Origin of the sequence: Methylotenera versatilis 7 (genome assembly GCF_000799165.1) — a bacterium.
In the GTDB taxonomy this organism is placed as follows: Bacteria; Pseudomonadota; Gammaproteobacteria; order Burkholderiales; family Methylophilaceae; genus Methylotenera_A; species Methylotenera_A versatilis_A.
Map to the genome: position 1 here is coordinate 537054 of NZ_JUGF01000001.1, position 18752 is coordinate 555805.

An 18752-nucleotide genomic window follows, 5' to 3' on the forward strand; every position below is an offset into this window, starting at 1 on the left:
GTTAATCATTTGTTTAAAATCCGCCATATCCCCGCTATCGTTTTCACACTTTTCAGCCAGCATGTTTTGGCGCTTGAACCTTTTGTCGTAAAGGATATTCGTGTAGAAGGTTTGCAACGTACTGAAGCAGGCACTATCTTTAATTACCTGCCTGTGCAAGTGGGGGATGTGATGAGTGATGAAAAGGCCACACAGGCAATCAAATCACTCTACAACACAGGTTTTTTTAAAGATGTGCGCATTGAAGCAGAAGGTGAAGTTCTGGTTGTTACCGTGCAAGAGCGTTCTGCTATTGCTAAAATTGAATTTACAGGTAACAAGTCATTTCCATCTGACAAGATGACTGAAGGGCTTAAGCAAATCGGTATATCGGAAGGTCTGATTTTTGATAAGTCGCAACTGGACCGTGCCGAGCAAGAAATTAAACGTCAATATTTATCACAAGGTAAATATAGCGCAACGGTTAAAGCAGTTGTCAGCCCGCTCGAGCGTAATCGCGTAGCTGTTAAATTTGAAATCGAAGAAGGCGTTGTTGCGAAAATTCGCGATATTAATATCGTTGGCAACAATGTTTTCACCACGGAAGATTTGCGCGCCGAATTTCTGCTGACAACGCCGAATTGGATGAGTTGGTGGAATAAAGACGATCAGTATTCTAAACAAAAGTTGACAGCTGATTTAGAGACCTTGAAGTCGTTTTACATGAATCAAGGTTATTTAGAGTTCTCAATTGATTCTACTCAAGTGTCGATTTCACCTGATAAACAGGATATTTACATTACGGTTAACATCACTGAAGGTGAAAAATATACGATTAGTGATGTGAAGCTGGCAGGTGAGTTACAAGTGCCTGAAACAGACCTTAAGCCGCTGATTAAAATAGCAAAAGATGATACGTTTAATCGCCAGTTAATTACTGAATCCAGTAAGGCTATCAGTGATCGATTAAGCAATGAAGGTTATGCGTTTTCAAACGTGAATGCAATTCCTGAGATTAACAAAGAAAATCATACTGCTGCATTTACCTTTTTTGTTGATCCTGGCAAACGCGTTTATGTGCGCCGTATTAATTTAACTGGCAATACGCGTACACGCGACTCTGTATTGCGTCGCGAAATGCGTCAACTGGAATCAGCCTGGTATGCAGGCGATAAGATTGATCGTTCTAAAGTGCGTTTAGAGCGTTTACAGTACTTTGAGAGTGTTGATATTGAAACGCCTGCAGTCCCGGGCACTTCAGACCAAGTAGACCTTAATCTTAATGTTACCGAAAGATCGACGGGCAGCGTGCAATTTGGTGCGGGCTTGTCCAGTAGTGAGGGTGTTGTTTTAGGTGTTACTGTCAACCAGCAAAACTTCCTGGGTACTGGCAACCGAGTTTCTGCACAAGTCAATACGGGTAAAGTGAATACAACCTACTCACTCTCTTACACCGACCCTTACTTTACGCCAGATGGCGTGAGTCGTGGTTTTGATGTGTACAGACGCGATGTTAATACACGTTCTTTGGATATTGGTACTTATAATAGCTCCTCATATGGTGCGGGCGTGCGATTTGGTTTGCCGCTAAGTGAAAAAGATTTCCTTAGTGCAGGCCTCACTGCTGACATTACCAAGATTGAATTGTCAGATAATAGCCCTAAGCAATATCTGGATTTTTGCGGCAATACCAGCGGTTGTAATAGTAACTCCTTGCAGTTGGCATTAGGCTGGACGCATGACTCGCGCGATAACACCTTGTTCCCCAATAGAGGCGTTTTGCAAAGACTGACTGCGGAAACGACAGTGCCAGGCCTGGATTTGCAGTATTACAAATTGGAATATAAACATGCTTGGTACAAAGATGTATTTAAAGATGTAACGGTTATGTTGAATGGCGAATTAGGTTATGCCGATAGTTATGGTGGTAAGGCTTATCCGTTCTTTAAAAACTTCTATGTTGGTGGTGTGAACTCAGTGCGTGGTTTTGACAATGGTGCAATTGGTCCGCGCGATTACGATCCAACTACCGGCCAGGATTTTGCGGTGGGTGGTACACGCCGAATAGTGGGTAATGCGGAAGTATTTATTCCTGTACCATTACTTAAAAATTCATCCCAATTCCGCTTAAGTGCTTTTGTTGATACAGGTAGTGTTTACGCTAAAGGTGACCCATTGAGTTTGGGTGAGTTAAGGTACTCAACAGGTGTAGGTATCAGTTGGTTCTCACCATTCGGCCCGCTAAAATTGGTACTTGCAAAACCGCTTAATGCTAAAGATGGTGATCAAACTCAAACACTGCAGTTCCAACTTGGTCAGCAGTTTTAATAGTAGAATAGGCTCATGAGCAATTGCGCTCATGATGTAAGGAGATTGGAATTGAATCAAACGTTGAAAACTTTACTAACGGCTAGTTTCTTTACTTTAATGGCCAGCGTTGGTACAAACTCGATGGCGGCAGAGCTTAAAATCGGCTATGTTCAAGTAGATAAAATCTTGCAGGAAGCGCCACAGACTGCTGAAAGCGGCAAAAAATTAGAACGTGAGTTTAGTCCTCGCTCACAAGAGCTTGAGCGCACCCAAAAGCAAATCCGTGATATTGAAACCACTTTAGATAAAGAAAGCGTAACGCTTTCTGAGTCCGATCGCCGCAATAAAGAGCGCGATGTTTCAAATCTTAAAATTGAATTCCAGCGCAAGCAACGCGAATTACGTGAAGACATTAATTTACGTAAAAATGAAGAGCTTTCGGTTTTGCAGGACCGCATCAATAAGGCAGTGCAAACGGTTTCTGAAACCGATGGTTATGATTTAGTCGTTTATGGTGGCGTGGCTTATGCCAGTAAAAAAATTGATATTACTGATAAAGTATTAAAGCTTTTGGGTAAGAAATAGATTAGAAACCAAGCGCGTAAACTGCATCGTTGATTGCTTATGCGCTTAGTTTTTTGTAAACACTTCTTATGAGCACCAATTTAACGCTACAACAAATCGTCTATCAATTGGGCGGACTAGTTTCAGGTGACCCTAACATCGTAATTGCTCGCGTCGGATCTTTAGCTTTTGCACAAGCTGGAGCGATTAGTTTTTTCAATGAAACTAAGTATGCAACTCAATTAAATAATACGGCTGCAAGTGCCGTTATTATTAAGCCAGAGCATGCTGATCTGACTGAATTGCCTAAAATCATCACTGATAACCCTTACGCCTATTTTGCCAAATTATCCCAGCTATTAAACCCTGACAACGTTGCAATTACAGGTGTGCATGCCACTGCTGTAATAGATGAGTCGATTAAATTACCAGAAGACTGCAGCATAGGCGCAAATGTTGTTTTACAGGCGAATGTCAATATTGGGAGTCACGTGACGATTGGCGCAGGTTGTGTTGTTGAACGCAATGCAACCATTAGTGACAACACTATATTGGAAGCAAATGTCACCATTAAACATGGTTCGTACATAGGCAAAAACTGCCATTTATTTTCTGGCTGTATCATCGGCAATGATGGTTTTGGCTATGCCGAAGAAACTGGTCCGGATAAAAATAAATACTGGGTAAAAATCCCACAGATAGGTTGCGTGGTAATTCACGATCATGTCGATATCGGCGCTAATACAACGATTGATCGCGGTGCAATTGACGATACCATCATAGAAGAGGGTGTTAAGCTCGATAACTTAATTCAAATCGCCCATAACTGCCGCATTGGAGCGCATACGGTCGTTGCTGGCTGTGTCGGTATTGCAGGCAGTGCTGTGATTGGCAAGCACTGCAGGATTGGCGGTGCGGCCATGATATTAGGTCATTTGACCATTACTGATGGCGTTACCATTTCACCTGGTAGCATGATTATGCGCTCAATTCATAAAGCTGGAACCTATACTGCATTAATGCCGTTTCAAGAGCATGATGTTTGGCTTAAAACAGCAGCGAATATTCGCCATTTAAGTCAATTAACGGATAAAATAAAGACCTTAGAAGAAGCGATTGAAAAATTAACTTCTCAAAGTCAAAAATAGAGAACGATATGGCAGATAACGCAACAAATAATAACGCTACAAATAGTATGGATATTCATGAGATTCTCGATCACTTACCGCATCGTTATCCTTTTGTATTAATTGATCGCGTACTTTCAATGGAAGTAGGAAAAGAAATTACTGCATTGAAAAATGTGACTGTGAATGAGCCATTTTTTCCAGGACATTTTCCTTATCATCCTGTAATGCCCGGTGTATTGATTGTCGAAGCGATGGCACAAGCTGCGGCAGTCCTTTCTTTTAAGACAATGGGTACCAAGCCTACTGATGATTCAGTCTATTATTTCGCCGGTATTGATAGCGCGCGCTTTAAAAAACCCGTTTCACCAGGTGATCAAATTATTTTGAACGTCAAGATTGATCGTATTTTAAAAGGTATTTGGAAGTACACTGGTATTGCTACCGTAGATGGCACAGTTGTGGCGGAAGCAAATATGATGTGCATTTTGAAAGCAATAGAAAAGTAATATAATTCAATCAATTAACTTGTTAAGTTAAAGTAAATAATTAAATAGCTAGAATTTAATCAATGTCCGCCAAAATACATCCAACCGCTATTATTGATCCAAAAGCTGAACTTGATTCCAGCGTAACAGTTGGTGCTTATTCTACAATTGGTGCGCATGTAAAAGTAGGAGCCGATACCCGTATTGCGAGCCATGTCGTACTAAAAGGCCCAACGACTATCGGTAAGAATAATCAGATTTTTCAATTTTCATCTTTAGGCGAAGAGCCGCAAGATAAGAAATATCGCGATGAGCCGACTACCTTGGAAATAGGTGATAACAATACCATTCGCGAGTTTTGTACGTTTAATCGCGGTACGATTCAAGATAAAGGTGTGACTAAAATCGGCAACGATAACTGGATTATGGCTTATGTGCATATCGCTCATGATTGTACAATCGGTAATAACACCATCATGGCCAACAACAGCTCGCTGGCTGGCCATGTGGATATTCACGATTATGCCATTTTAGGCGGTTTTACCTTGATTCATCAGTTTTGTAAGGTTGGTGCGCATGTGATTACGGCCGTTGGGTCTGTGGTATTTAAAGATATTCCACCTTACGTTACTGCTGCGGGCTACGATGCCAAACCGCATGGTATTAATGCTGAAGGTTTAAAACGTCGCGGATATAGTCCTGAAAGCATCACGCAAATAAAACGTGCTTATAAAGCTTTATATCGCAACAGTTTAACGCTTGAAGAAGCTAAATTAGAGTTGGCCAATATGCAAAAAGATTGTCCGGAAATTGCAATGCTGACCGATTTTCTGCAAATCTCAACCCGCGGCATCGTCCGTTAATCCGCCAAAATGTCAAAAATTGCAATCGTGGCAGGTGAAGCCTCAGGGGATTTATTGGGTAGCCACTTAATCCGTGCTTTAAAAGCAAAACGCCCTGATTTAACATTTATCGGTATTGCAGGGCCAAAAATGATAAGTGAGGGCACTCGCTCATTATTCTCACTAGAGAAGTTATCTGTACGCGGTTATGTAGAAGTACTTATGCATCTTAGAGGCCTACTTAAACTACGTAAAAACTTATTAGCACAATTGTTAGCTGAAAAACCTGCTGTTTTTATTGGTATTGATGCGCCAGATTTTAACTTTTGGTTAGAACGAAAATTCAAAAAGAAGGGCATTCCAGCCATTCATTACGTTGGCCCATCCATATGGGCATGGCGGGGCGGGCGGATGAGTAAAATCAAGCGCGCTGTATCGCATGTATTGGCTTTATTTCCATTTGAGCCCGCTTTATATGAAGCCGCTAATGTGCCTGTTACTTATGTGGGGCATCCGCTTGCAGATGAGTTACCACTGGAACCTGATCAACATGCAGCACGTGAAGTGCTCAAAATTAAGCATGATAAATTAGTGGTCGCCATGCTGCCAGGCAGCCGTCAAAGTGAAGTGAAACAGCATGCGGCATTGTTCGTCAAAACTGCACGTTTGCTGACGCAAAAACATGCTCATGCACAGCTTTCAGGAATACAGTTTTTAGTTCCATTGATTACGCGTGAAACACGCAATATTTTTGAAGATGCCATCCATCAAACCTATATTGAATATCCTGATATGGATATAGATTTGCAATTGTTATTCGGCCATGCGCACGATGCGATGGAAGCGGCGGATGTTGTGATTGTGGCCTCAGGCACGGCTACGCTGGAAGCTGCTTTGTTGAAACGTCCCATGGTGATTACTTATCGCATGCCGACATTAAGCTGGTGGATGCTTAAGCGGATGCGCTATCAACCTTATGTTGGGTTACCCAACATATTAGCCGGTAGGTTTTTAGTACCAGAGCTGTTGCAAGATGATGCGACACCTCAAAAGCTAGCGGATGCAGCACATCGCTTATTAGGTGATTCAACCTATGTTGCTGAAATCAAACAAGAGTTCACTAAAATTCATTTAAGCTTAAAACAGAATACTGCAGAAAAAGCAGCTAACGTTATTTTAAGTTACTTGTAATTTTCATCTATCTAAAATAATTGGCAGAAAATAATCTTATTTGCGGTGTTGATGAAGCAGGGCGCGGGCCGCTTGCTGGCGGCGTGTATGCGGCAGCGGTTATTTTGGATATTAATCAACCCATTATTGGTTTAGCCGACTCTAAGAAACTATCCGAAAAAAGACGTGACTTTTTAAGCGCTGAAATTAAAGCTAAAGCGCTCGCTTGGGCAATTGCCAGTTGTACTGCGCAAGAAATTGATGAGATCAATATTTTGCAAGCAAGTCTGTTAGCGATGAAGCGTGCAATAGAAGCCATGCAAGTGCAATTTAACATTATGCCAAACTTGGTGCAGGTGGATGGCAATAAATGCCCAAAGATTGACTTGCCCTGTGAGGCGATTGTTCAAGGTGATAGTAAAGTACAGGCGATTTCGGCGGCATCTATATTAGCCAAAGTCGCACGCGATGCAGAATGTTATGCGCTAGATGCAGTTTATCCGCAATATGATTTTGCTAAACACAAAGGCTATCCTACTGCCTTGCATTTACAAATGTTAACTCAATATGGCGTAACGCCAATTCATCGTAAAAGCTACGCCCCAGTAAGACGTCTATTAAGCCAGCAATAAAAATACGGTAGGCCGCTTGTGCAAATCGGGTAATGGCGATTGCTTCCAGCTTGCAATCGTTTTTGTTGCAATCATTTCAGTACTTAGACTGATATTGCAGGCAATACACAATTTTGTATTGGGATGGCACGTACTTAAAATAGCTTCCAGCATATGCTGATTGCGGTAAGGCGTTTCAATAAAAATTTGCGTTTCTTTGTGGGTTAAGGAGCGCTTTTCAATTTCTTTTAGCCTTAAGTTGCGCGCTTGTTTATCTACTGGCAAATAACCTAAAAATGCAAATTGCTGGCCATTTAAGCCCGAAGCCATCAGGCTTAGTAAAATAGAACTTGGCCCAACAAATGGGATGACTTTGATATTTTTTTGATGTGCAAGTGCTACCAATTTCGCGCCAGGGTCTGCAATGCCAGGGCAGCCCGCATCACTCATTAAACCGACGTCTTGGCCTGCTAGCAAAGGTTTTAGCAATACCGAAACGTCTTTATCGTCGGTATGCTCATTAAGCAAATGAAGCACTAATTCACGCACAGGTTTCAGTGTTTTAATCGTGCTTAAAAAGTGACGTGCAGACTTTTCACTTTCTACAATAAATACATCGAGTTTTTGCACGATAGAAACCACATCAGGCGGCAAAACGCTGGTGATGTTGTCATCACCAAGCGTGACAGGAACGAGGTAGAGTGTGCCGAATTTAGACAAAAGAGAAATTGACCATATAAATGTAGATATTTAACCTATAGAAACTATTAATACTTCACTTGTACTCTGTAGGTGAGGGTGGTTTTTCCTTCTGCAGGTATTTCAATTTTCCATACAGCTAGATGGCTATTGGCTTTGATGTGAGGATGGCTTTCACTCAATATTTTCCAATCACCGCTAATCGGTTCTTGCACAGTTACCGTAATCTTCTCTTTTTTGGCATTTTTAAGGGTTAACTCAAATGCACTTTCGTATAGTTGATTGGTTTTTGAAGGTTTAGGCAACACCTTAAAATCCGTTTGTTTTTTGTCTGCGGTTACATCAAATGCCTCACCTAATTTTAAACGCACGGTTTCATTTTTAGGTGTGTGGTCGATATTATCTTCACCGACAAATTGTGCATTGCCTTTGCTGTCTTTTTTGTACACTCGCAATATGCCTTTAGGCAATGGCATGCCCAGTTTGCTGGTTTCTTTGTTTTCAAACTCAATGAAAACACCAACTTTCATTTTGCTGCCAATTTCACCGTATTGGCCTTGATAGTAATAATCTGCGCCAGTTAACAGTAGTTCTTTTTTTACCAGCACATTACTGGCTGATAGCAAGGCAACTTGTTTAGTTTGGTTATCGCTGATAGTTGTTGGACGATCCAGTGTATATAAATGATATTCCAGCAAAGACTCCTCTGCCATTGGCGCAGCGGCTTCTGCCATCATCATATCGTTTTTGCGCATTTGCATGCCTAAAGCGCGTGGCGATTGCTGCACGCGGTTGACGTCACCCGCGACTAATTGCAACTTGGCGTTTTTATATGTGGTTCCGCTGGTATTGGTTAATGTTACCCAGCCGGATAAATCCAATTGATTTTCTTTGTCATTCAGCTCGGCTACATAATCTGCTTTCCAGGCCAATCCGCCCGTTAAGTAACTTAATTCAACAGTTTGATCATTGGCACCCTTATTATTGAACTGCGTCACCAGCGTTGGCCTGTCGCGCAAATTGGCGGGCACATCGTCGTAAACGATACGATTGGTTGAAACGCCTGTTTCGATGCGATTGCCGACCTTAAGTACCACGCCATGATTGGCTGATAATACAGTGGCTTGTTCGACCGTTTCTGCGCCTGTTGTTGGATGTATTTTTACCAAACCAACGGTTTTTCCTATATATTTTTCGAGTAATTTTTCTGGTGTCAGCAAATCAAAATCAAAATTTTGTTCTAATAGAGCTAAGCTATCAGGGGCGTTAATGCTGCGTAATAACGCAGTTTCAGGGCTGATTCTTGCGCTGACATCTCTTAGTGCCAGCACATTTAAACCAGATTTTAATTTAACTTTACGCGTATCTTTAACGAGTGCCAGATCACCATTGTAAATAGTGACTGCTACACTTTGTTGATCATTCAGTGTGCTTTGTGTCTCATCTGAAATACTGGCTACATTATTATCCAAGGCAAATGCTCCCATTGACAAAATACTGGTGATTGCTAAAACAACTGAACGGCGCTTAAACATATGGAGTCTCCTAAACGATGATGGATAGCTGATTATGGGTAATGAACGCATCTACTTTAGATGACGCTGACACCTTCATTATTCAGCATGGTAATCAGCTTAATTAAAGGCAAGCCAATCAACGCGTTGGGGTCATCGCCCAGCATGCGTTCAATTAACGCAACGCCTAAACCTTCAGATTTAGCGCTGCCCGCACAATGATATGGCTGTTCTTTAGCTAAGTAGTTTTCAATTTGTGCATCCGTTAACTGTCTAAAACGCACCAAATACGGTACGACTTCAGCTTGCATATTGCCAGTTGCGGCATTAAATAAGCAAAGTGCACTATGAAAAGTTACTTCACGGCCGCGCATCATCTTTAATTGTTTTGTGGCATTGCTGTGGTTGAGAGGTTTGCCCAATTGCTCACCATCCAAAGTCGCCACCTGGTCGCAACCAATGATTAAAGCATGCGGGTATTCACTGCCGATTTTTCTTGCTTTATCTTGCGCTAATCTTAAAGCGGTTTCGTGCGGCTTTTCATTTTCCAAGATGGTTTCATCTACATTAGGCGAAATGCAACTAAAAGGCACTTGCAGCTTTTGTAGCAGTTCGCGCCTGTAAATAGAAGAAGAAGCTAGAATAAGTATTTGTTTCATTATGTTTTATTAAAAATAAAAGCCGATAGCTTTGACTCACTATCGGCTTTAAAATCATCCTTTATCAATATTATTCAGGTTGAATCTCAAGTAGAGATTCATCCGGTGTAACCGTATCACCTTTGGTAACATGTACCGCTACCACGGTGCCCGTTTTAGAGGCTTGAATTTCATTTTCCATTTTCATGGCTTCAATCACTAAAACACCATCACCCGCTTTTACTTTATCGCCAACCGCTACTTTTACCGCAACAATAGTCCCTGGCATGGCGGTTGTAACGCAACCCGCATGATGTGGGCGAGGGCGGCCATTCGCGGTTTTTGAGCCGGCTTTCTTTTTGTCTACACTTTTAGCACCATTGCTGGTTGCGCCGTTGCTGGAAACCTCAATTTCACTCAAGGTTTCAACAACCACTTCTTCCGCAATACCATCGACTGATACGTAGAATGGGCGTAAATCTTCACCTTCATGGCCGCTGCCAGTCAGTTTGATATGGAAAGTTTCGCCATGCAGCGTCACATTAAACTCATTGGGGGCGTAGCGTGCAGCGCTGGTATTAGCCGGCTCTTTGGTTAATAGTGCTTCAGGTTTCAGGCTGCCGGCATTACGTTCCTGCAGAAAAGTTTTGCCGATATCTGGGAACATCGCGTAGGTTAAAACATCTTCTTCACTTTTTGCGATGCGATCAGCTTCTGCCTGTAATTTAACCATCTCAGGCTCTAACAAATCAGCAGGGCGACAGGTAATGACTTTCGCATCGCCAACTGCTTGTTGTTTCACTGCTTCATTCACTGGCGCTGGAGATTGACCATATTGACCGAGTAAATAATTCTTCACCTCATTAGTGACAGACTTATAGCGTGAGCCAGTCATCACGTTTAATACAGCTTGCGTACCCACAATTTGTGAGGTTGGCGTAACCAATGGCGGATAACCCAAGTCTTCACGCACGCGCGGAATTTCAGCCAATACTTCATCAATACGATCTAGCGCACCTTGTTCTTTAAGCTGGTTTGATAGATTAGAAATCATGCCGCCTGGCACTTGATTCACTAAAACACGTGTATCAACACCAGTAAAATCACTCTCAAATTGCCAGTATTTTTTACGCGTTTCACGGAAATAAGCAGTGATTTCTTGTAATTTAGCTAAGTCTAAACCAGTGTCATATTCAGTGCCTGCTAACGCAGCAACCATACTTTCCGTGGTGGGGTGGCTTGCACCTTCTGAAAAAGATGAGTTGCAAGTGTCAATAATGTCAGCACCACTTTCAATGCCTTTGAGCAACACCATGCTAGCCAAGCCAGAAGTGGCATGACTATGCACATGAATAGGTAAACTGACTGCAGCTTTAAGCGCCTTTACTAAATCTGCAGCAACTTGTGGTGTTAATAAACCTGCCATATCTTTAATGCCAATGCTGTCTGAACCCATACTTTCCAGCTCTTTTGCCATTGCAACGAAATAAGCAATATCGTGCACTGGGCTGGTGGTATAAGAAAGTGTACCGATGGCATGTTTTTTAACTTTTTTCACCGCGTTAATGGCTTCGCGCAAATTACGCGTGTCATTCATCGCATCAAAAATACGGAATACATCCACGCCGTTATCCGCAGATTTTTGAACAAAAGCATGCACAACGTCATCAGAATAATGACGATAGCCAAGTAAATTTTGGCCACGCAATAGCATGTTAATTTGACTGTTTGGCAATGCTTTACGCAGTTTCGTTAAGCGTTCCCATGGATCTTCTTTTAAATAGCGTACACAGGCATCAAACGTTGCGCCGCCCCAAGCTTCCAGCGACCAAAAGCCAATCGCATCTAATTGGCTACAAATTGGCAGCATATCTTCAGTACGCAATCGTGTGGCAATCATGGATTGATGGCCATCACGTAGAACGAGTTCGGTAAGTTGTATTTTGCTCATAATCAATCGTCTTCTATTAAATACTTTTTTTAAATGCCTTCGTGTGCCGCAATCGCTGCGGAAATTGCTGCTGCAATCAGTTCTGGAGGTAACTCGGTCGCGTAATTAGTCAGCTCAGGATGGGTTTCTACAAAACTGGTATTGAATTGTGCATTCTTAAAATCAGGATGTTTCATGATTTCTTGATAATAGGGAATCGTTGTTTTAACGCCATAAACCTCCATATCACTTAGCGCACGGCGACCGCGCTCAATCACACCTTCCCAATCCAAGGCCCAAACCGTTAATTTTGCACACATGGAGTCGTAGTAAGGCGGGATCACATAACCTGTATATATAGCGGCATCCATACGCACACCTGGTCCGCCAGGTGAGTAATAGCGCGTTATTTTACCGAAACTCGGTAAGAAATCGTTTTTAGGATCTTCGGCATTAATCCGATATTCCATCGCAAAACCGCGGAAGCTGATTTCGGATTGTTTATATTGCAAGGGCAAACCATAAGCGATACGAATTTGTGCTTGCACAATATCCACACCAGTAATGGTTTCGGTCACGGTATGCTCAACCTGCAAGCGGGTATTCATTTCCATAAAGTAAAAATGATTATTAGAGTCCAGTAAGAATTCCACTGTACCTGCATTTTCGTAACCTACTGCTTTAGCTGCTTTTACCGCTAATCCGCCAATGTAATCACGTTGCGCTTGACTTAACTGGGGTGAGGGCGCGATTTCAATAAGCTTTTGATTGCGACGTTGAATTGAACAGTCACGCTCAAATAAATGAATCACGTTACCTTTGCTATCGGCTAAAACTTGCACTTCAATATGGCGCGGTGCGACAACACATTTTTCTAAGAATACTTCTGGCTTGCCAAATGCTTTGCTGGCTTCACTAATTACACGGTCATAGTTGCTCAGTAATTCTTTTTCAGAGTCGCAGCGCCTGATCCCGCGTCCGCCACCACCATTGGTGGCCTTTAACATCACAGGGTAGCCAATTTTATTGGCTAGCTTGACTGCTTCTTCTAGATTTTCAAGATTGCCGTCGCTACCTGGTGTGCAAGGTATGCCAGCCTTCGTCATTGCGTTACGCGCTTGAATTTTGTCGCCCATTTGACGGATAACTGTAGCACTTGGCCCGATAAACTTAATGCCGCGACGCGCACAAATTTCCGCTAACTCCGGATTTTCCGACAAAAAACCATAGCCAGGATGCAAGGCGTCACAGCCTGCAGCTACTGCTACGTTAACAATATTATGTGCGTTTAAATAGCCGGCAACTGGGTCGGTGCCAATGTTGTAGGCCTCATCGGCTTTTTTAACATGCAAGGCATGACGATCAGCCTCGGCATAAATAGCGACAGATTTAATGCCCATTTCGGAGCAAGCGCGTACAATACGCACTGCAATTTCCCCCCGATTAGCAACAAGAATTTTTTTGAACACTTGAACCCTTAAAGATATGCAACAAACTCGGCGATTGTAACACGCGGGTGCTGTCTGCAAAATAAGCACGAGGCCTAAAAATGGCTGGATTGATGAAAAAATGAATAAATTAACACCCACAATGAAACCATTATTGATAAATAATCTTGAATTTTCTGTATCTGAACAAGTCGTTTCAGGAGATGTGGAATTGACGGCGCTACAAAGGCTGAAGGAGCTTTTAGTGTTGCAGGTTGAGCACCAACAACCTGTTAATATCCAATATACATTGGCTGGTTCGGCAAAAAAATATAGTCTGCCAAGTTTGCATTTAACGATAGATGCAAACTTGCCCGCGGTTTGTCAGCGTTGCTTGAATGAAATGAATGTGCAATTAAAGCTAAGTTTTGATTATTTGATCAGCGGGGCCGAGCCAGTTGGATTTGATGAAAATGACGATTTGGATTGGTTGGAGGCCTCGCGTGAGATGGATGTGTGGGGAGTTGTAGAGGATGAGTTGTTAATCGCTTTCCCCATTGCACCTGTACATTCTTCAGAGCATCAGCAAGAGTGCATACAACATATTAAGCAAAGCGGGGAGAAGCCGAATCCTTTTGCGGTACTTAAAGATTTTGCTAAAAAATCGAGCTAAATATAACGAATCACCGTCTGGTGTTTATGAGTGTTGTGTGTTTTTGTTTACACGGAGATATAAATTAAATTATAATGCTGGATTAGCTATTTAACACATTTGCTTAAAGCATTTACTGGAGTTTTATCATGGCAGTTCAACAAAACAAAAAGTCACCTTCTAAACGTGGCATGCATCGTTCACATGACTTTTTAGTTAATCCACCATTGGCGGTTGAGCCAACAACAGGTGAAACACATTTACGTCATCACATTAGCCCAACCGGTTACTATCGTGGCCGTAAAGTGTTATCAACAAAGGGCGAATAAGTCCTTTCTCTGGTTTTGTTGATTAAACCCTAGTAGTTAAATTATAGTGATTAATCAAATAGCTGGAACAAATGCGCCGTACTATAAACAGTGCGGCGTTTGCACATTTAGCATTTGTGCGCATGTTTCGTTTCATCCTCTAAATTACTGTTTGTCGGCTTAAATCGTTGGCAAACATATCATCTTAACTTCTAATACTTTAATGGATATTACAATTGCGATAGATGCGATGGGTGGCGATCATGGCCCTCACGTAACCGTTCCTGCTGCCTTAAAGGCGCTTAAGGAAGATGATCAGCTCAATATTGTGTTGGTTGGCTTGGAAGATGTTATTCAAGCTGAATTAAAAGCACATAAATCCAGCACCAGTCCCCGTTTGCGCATACATCCGACAACGGAAGTTGTGTTGATGGATGAGTCGCCACAAAGCGCACTGAAGAATAAAAAAGATTCTTCCATGCGCGTAGCGATTAATCTCGTTAAAAGTGGTGAGGCGAATGCCTGTGTAAGCGCTGGCAATACTGGCGCACTAATGGCGACTGCGCGTTTTGTATTGAAGACTTTGCCTGGTATTGATAGACCGGCGATTGCATCGTCATTACCTTCCGAAAAAGGTAAGACCTACATGCTGGATCTGGGTGCGAATGCCGATTGCACACCGGAGCATTTGTTACAGTTTGCGGTGATGGGCGCCATGTTGGTTAGCTGTGTGGAGCATAAATCCAATCCAACCGTTGGTTTGCTGAATATTGGCTCCGAAGATATTAAAGGTAATGAGGTCGTTAAGCAGACGGCTGAGCTATTGCGCGCTAGCCACCTTAACTTTTACGGCAATATTGAAGGTGACGATATCTTTAAAGGCACAACTGATTTGGTTGTGTGCGATGGTTTTGTGGGTAATGTCTCACTTAAAACCACAGAAGGTTTAGCGCACATGATGGGCAAGTTTTTAACGATGGAATTTAAAAAAAACTGGCTTACCAAATTAATGGCACTTGGGGCAATGCCAGTTTTAAACGCCTTCAAAAAGCGCCTGGATCCACGTCGTTACAATGGCGCCAGTTTCTTGGGCTTGCGCGGCATTGTGGTAAAAAGCCATGGCGGTGCCGATGAGTTGGCATTTTATTATGCCTTGCAGGTAGCGATTGAAGAGGCTCGCAGCAATGTTTTGCGACGCATTACAGAGCAATTAGAAATTGAACACATACAGCCACAAAATAGCGCATTAAGTGCAAATAATTTGGCAGATTAAGGTATTAACTCATGACCAAATTAAGTCCAATTCATGCAAAAATAACGGGAACCGGCAGTTATTTGCCGCAAAAAATCTTAAGCAATGCTGATTTAGAAAAAATGGTAGATACCACCGATGAGTGGATTTTTACCCGTACTGGCATTCGCGAAAGACACATTGCTGCGGAAAATGAATCTACCAGTGATTTGGCATTTATTGCTGCGCAAAATGCAATTGCAAGTGCGGGTATTCAGGCAAGTGACATTGATTTAATTATTATTGCAACCACCACCCCAGATAAGATATTTCCAAGCGTTGCGACGATGGTGCAAAGCAAATTAGGCATTTCTGGCTGCCCAGCGTTTGATATTCAAGCGGTATGTAGCGGGTTTGTATATACGTTGGCAACGGCTGATAACTTTATTAAAGCGGGCAGTGCAAAATGTGCGCTAGTTATTGGCGCAGAAACGTTTTCACGTATTACCGATTACTCTGACAGAGGTAATTGCATTTTATGGGGGGATGGTGCAGGTGCCGTCATATTGCAAGCCTCATCCGAGATGGGTATTATTTCTACGCATTTACATGCTGATGGTAGCTATGAAAAAATGCTGCACGTGCCACGCAATGAGAACGGGCCTGACACGGTATTAATGGAAGGCAATGCGGTATTTAAGATGGCCGTGAATACGCTGGACCAAATTGTAGATGAGACATTATCTGCAAACGGCATGCAAAAAAGCGACATCGACTGGCTTGTGCCGCATCAAGCCAATATTCGGATTTTGCAAGCGACTGCAAGAAAACTGGATATGAGTATGGATAAAGTGGTTGTAACGGTCGATAAGCATGGCAATACCTCTGCAGCATCCATTCCCCTAGCGCTAGACGTTGCTGTGCGCGATGGACGTATTAAGCGCGGAGATGTTATCTTGATGGAAGCTTTTGGTGGCGGTTTTACTTGGGGTTCGGCACTTATAAAATATTAAGCCGGTAAAATATTGAGCTTAAACGAGGGTTAAGTATTTAATTTAACCGAAAATAAAGAATTAAAATATGAATCAATTTGCATTTCTCTTTCCTGGCCAAGGTTCGCAATCCGTTGGCATGATGAGCGGGTTTGGCGACAGCCCTTTTATTAAACAAACATTTACAGAAGCTTCTGATATCTTAGGTGTTGATTTCTGGGCAATGGTAACAGAGCCAAATGAGCTGTTAAATCTGACGCAACATACACAGCCTTTGATGCTAACCGCAGGCATTGCTACCTGGCGAGCATATATTCAAGCAGGCGGTTCACTGCCCAGTATTCTGGCAGGTCACAGCCTTGGTGAATATGCGGCTTTAGTTGCCGCAGGCTCAATTAGTTTTGTAGATGCTTTACCTTTAGTAAAATATCGTGCAGAAGTGATGCAGGGTGCAGTACCTGAAGGTGTGGGTGCGATGGCGGCTATACTTGGTTTGGATGATGAAATTGTACGTGCCGTTTGTGTTGAAGCCGCTCAAAATGAGGCTGAAATTGAAGTATGTGAAGCGGTTAACTTTAACTCACCGGGGCAAGTGGTGATTGCCGGCAATAAAGCTGCAGTAGAGCGCGGTATGGAAATTGCCAAAGCAAAAGGTGCGAAACGCGCGCTAGCGCTACCTGTCAGTGTGCCATCGCACTGTGCTTTAATGAAACCGGCGGCAGAAAAACTTGCTGTATATTTAGCTGACGTAGTTGTACAAGTACCACAAATACCTGTTGTACATAATGCCGATGTCGCCAGTTATGTGGCTGCGGATGAAATCAAGCAAGCGTTAGTGCGCCAGCTATACAGCCCTGTGCGTTGGGTAGAAAGTGTACAAGCGATTTCTGCTAAAGGTATTAGTAATAGCGCGGAATGTGGCCCAGGAAAAGTATTGACAGGCCTGACCAAGCGAATTGTGGCAGAGCTTCCATGTGTTGCGTTTATTTCAAATGAAGCGATTTCTGAATTTATTGTTAACAATAATTAATTATTTAAAATCAGTTAATTAGAGGATTTATTTAATGTCAAACATTCAAATATTAAGTGACCAGGTCGCATTGGTCACTGGGGCAAGTCGCGGTATCGGTGCTGCTATTGCAGCAGAACTTGGTCAACAAGGTGCCACCGTGATTGGTACCGCGACCAGCATTAGTGGCGCAGAAAGTATCAATGCCAGTTTTAAACAAGCAGGCATCAAAGGTGTTGGTATGGCCTTGGATGTAAATGATGCAGCGCAGGTAGAATCTGTTTTAAAAGAGATTGCGGCACAATTTGGCGATATTTCAATATTAGTGAACAACGCCGGTATTACGCGCGATACTTTATTAATGCGTATGGGCGATGATGATTGGGATGCGGTGATTTCGACCAATTTAAAATCCATTTTCCGTATGAGCCAAGCGGTTTTACGCCCAATGATGAAAGCGCGCACCGGCCGGATTATTAGCATTTCAAGCGTAGTGGGCCACATGGGCAACGCGGGGCAAACCAATTATGCTGCGGCCAAAGCGGGCATGAGCGGTTTTACCAAGTCCTTAGCTGCTGAAGTTGGCAGTCGCAACATTACCGTTAATTGTGTAGCGCCTGGTTTTATTGAAACCGACATGACCGCTGAACTGCCAGAAGCCATTAAAACCAAAATGCTAGAGCGAGTGCCGTTGGCACGTTTGGGTAATGTAAAAGAGATTGCAGCAACAGTGGCATTTTTAGCTTCACCAAATGCAGCCTATATTACCGGTGAGACTATTCATGTAAATGGCGGCATGTACATGGCTTAAGCTTGGCTTGAGTCGCTTTATAATCAATTTTGTTACAGTAACCAGCGTTAATGTTGAAAAGCTTTTTTGTTTTATTCTAGAGTTTTGTTAGAATACGCACTTAGCCCAACTATACTGATGTAGGTTGCTAATTTTTAATCAAAGGGGTATTTAGATGTCTGACATCGAACAACGTGTAAGAAAAATCGTTTGCGAACAATTAGGTGCAAATGAAGCTGATGTAAAAAATGCATCATCATTTGTGGATGATTTAGGTGCTGATTCATTGGATACAGTGGAATTGGTAATGGCACTTGAAGAAGAGTTTGATTGTGAAATTCCAGATGATCAAGCGGAAAAAATCACAACAGTGCAACAAGCGATTGACTACGTCAACGCAAACCTCAAATAAATTCAATATACCCTACATTTTCAGCCCTTAATTTGAGGGCTGATTCTTTGTTGAGCAAA

General features: G+C 42.5%; 19 protein-coding genes. 14 read left to right on the forward strand and 5 right to left on the reverse strand.

What is annotated here, in order from left to right; translation table 11 throughout:
* The first annotated feature begins 9 nt into the window (after positions 1–9).
* From bamA to rnhB, 7 genes are all read left to right on the forward strand, one after another.
* Positions 10–2307, forward strand: a complete 2298-nt coding sequence (gene bamA / locus K370_RS02390; protein ID WP_047537787.1) for an outer membrane protein assembly factor BamA — start codon at positions 10–12, stop codon at positions 2305–2307.
* A 15-nt stretch (positions 2308–2322) separates the two neighbouring features.
* Positions 2323–2874, forward strand: coding sequence for an OmpH family outer membrane protein (locus tag K370_RS02395; RefSeq protein ID WP_047537788.1), 552 nt, complete (start codon positions 2323–2325; stop codon positions 2872–2874).
* A 68-nt stretch (positions 2875–2942) separates the two neighbouring features.
* Positions 2943–4001 carry a UDP-3-O-(3-hydroxymyristoyl)glucosamine N-acyltransferase gene (gene lpxD / locus K370_RS02400; RefSeq protein WP_047537789.1) on the forward strand — a complete coding sequence of 353 codons (1059 nt, stop codon included), beginning with the start codon at positions 2943–2945 and terminating at the stop codon, positions 3999–4001.
* Positions 4002–4009: 8 nt separating this feature from the next.
* Positions 4010–4489: a 3-hydroxyacyl-ACP dehydratase FabZ gene (fabZ, locus tag K370_RS02405; RefSeq protein ID WP_047537790.1), complete on the forward strand. Its 480-nt coding sequence runs from the start codon at positions 4010–4012 to the stop codon at positions 4487–4489.
* A 62-nt stretch (positions 4490–4551) separates the two neighbouring features.
* Positions 4552–5331, forward strand: coding sequence for an acyl-ACP--UDP-N-acetylglucosamine O-acyltransferase (gene lpxA, locus K370_RS02410; protein WP_047537793.1), 780 nt, complete (start codon positions 4552–4554; stop codon positions 5329–5331).
* A 9-nt stretch (positions 5332–5340) separates the two neighbouring features.
* Complete coding sequence (gene lpxB, locus K370_RS02415; RefSeq protein ID WP_047537796.1) at positions 5341–6501, forward strand: lipid-A-disaccharide synthase; 1161 nt, start codon at positions 5341–5343, stop codon at positions 6499–6501.
* A gap of 20 nt (positions 6502–6521) precedes the next feature.
* Positions 6522–7112 (forward strand): ribonuclease HII, encoded by a 591-nt coding sequence (gene rnhB / locus K370_RS02420; protein ID WP_047537798.1) that lies wholly within the window; start codon positions 6522–6524, stop codon positions 7110–7112.
* Here the strand turns inward: rnhB and K370_RS02425 are convergent.
* From K370_RS02425 to K370_RS02445, 5 genes are all read right to left on the reverse strand, one after another.
* A complete protein-coding gene (locus K370_RS02425; protein ID WP_047537801.1) occupies positions 7098–7811 on the reverse strand; it encodes an SAM-dependent methyltransferase in 714 nt (237 codons plus the stop codon). The genes rnhB and K370_RS02425 overlap by 15 nt on opposite strands.
* Positions 7812–7858: 47 nt before the next feature.
* Positions 7859–9325, reverse strand: coding sequence for a DUF4139 domain-containing protein (locus K370_RS02430; protein ID WP_047537804.1), 1467 nt, complete (start codon positions 9323–9325; stop codon positions 7859–7861).
* Positions 9326–9381: 56 nt separating this feature from the next.
* Positions 9382–9963, reverse strand: a complete 582-nt coding sequence (locus tag K370_RS02435; protein ID WP_047537807.1) for a Maf family nucleotide pyrophosphatase — start codon at positions 9961–9963, stop codon at positions 9382–9384.
* A gap of 70 nt (positions 9964–10033) precedes the next feature.
* Positions 10034–11893, reverse strand: a complete 1860-nt coding sequence (oadA, locus tag K370_RS02440; protein WP_047537810.1) for a sodium-extruding oxaloacetate decarboxylase subunit alpha — start codon at positions 11891–11893, stop codon at positions 10034–10036.
* 29 nt (positions 11894–11922) lie between these two features.
* Positions 11923–13341, reverse strand: coding sequence for an acetyl-CoA carboxylase biotin carboxylase subunit (locus K370_RS02445; protein WP_047537812.1), 1419 nt, complete (start codon positions 13339–13341; stop codon positions 11923–11925).
* A 100-nt stretch (positions 13342–13441) separates the two neighbouring features.
* Here K370_RS02445 and K370_RS02450 point away from each other — a divergent pair, with 100 nt between their 5' ends.
* The 7 genes from K370_RS02450 (at position 13442) to acpP (ending at position 18693) form a co-directional block, all read left to right on the forward strand.
* The gene (locus K370_RS02450) at positions 13442–13972 is read left to right on the forward strand and encodes a YceD family protein (RefSeq protein ID WP_235272663.1); all 531 of its coding nucleotides are present in this window, start codon (positions 13442–13444) and stop codon (positions 13970–13972) included.
* A 128-nt stretch (positions 13973–14100) separates the two neighbouring features.
* Positions 14101–14280 carry a 50S ribosomal protein L32 gene (rpmF, locus tag K370_RS02455; protein WP_047537819.1) on the forward strand — a complete coding sequence of 60 codons (180 nt, stop codon included), beginning with the start codon at positions 14101–14103 and terminating at the stop codon, positions 14278–14280.
* 202 nt (positions 14281–14482) lie between these two features.
* On the forward strand, positions 14483–15532 hold the full coding sequence (gene plsX, locus K370_RS02460; RefSeq protein WP_047537822.1) for a phosphate acyltransferase PlsX: 1050 nt from the start codon (positions 14483–14485) through the stop codon (positions 15530–15532).
* Positions 15533–15543: 11 nt separating this feature from the next.
* Entirely contained in the window at positions 15544–16503 is a 960-nt protein-coding gene (locus K370_RS02465; RefSeq protein WP_047537825.1) for a beta-ketoacyl-ACP synthase III, read from the forward strand.
* 67 nt (positions 16504–16570) lie between these two features.
* Positions 16571–17512, forward strand: a complete 942-nt coding sequence (gene fabD, locus K370_RS02470) for an ACP S-malonyltransferase (RefSeq protein ID WP_047537828.1) — start codon at positions 16571–16573, stop codon at positions 17510–17512.
* Between the two features lie 49 nt (positions 17513–17561).
* Positions 17562–18302: a 3-oxoacyl-ACP reductase FabG gene (gene fabG / locus K370_RS02475; protein WP_047538864.1), complete on the forward strand. Its 741-nt coding sequence runs from the start codon at positions 17562–17564 to the stop codon at positions 18300–18302.
* A 154-nt stretch (positions 18303–18456) separates the two neighbouring features.
* Complete coding sequence (acpP, locus tag K370_RS02480; protein WP_047537832.1) at positions 18457–18693, forward strand: acyl carrier protein; 237 nt, start codon at positions 18457–18459, stop codon at positions 18691–18693.
* Positions 18694–18752 lie beyond the last annotated feature (59 nt).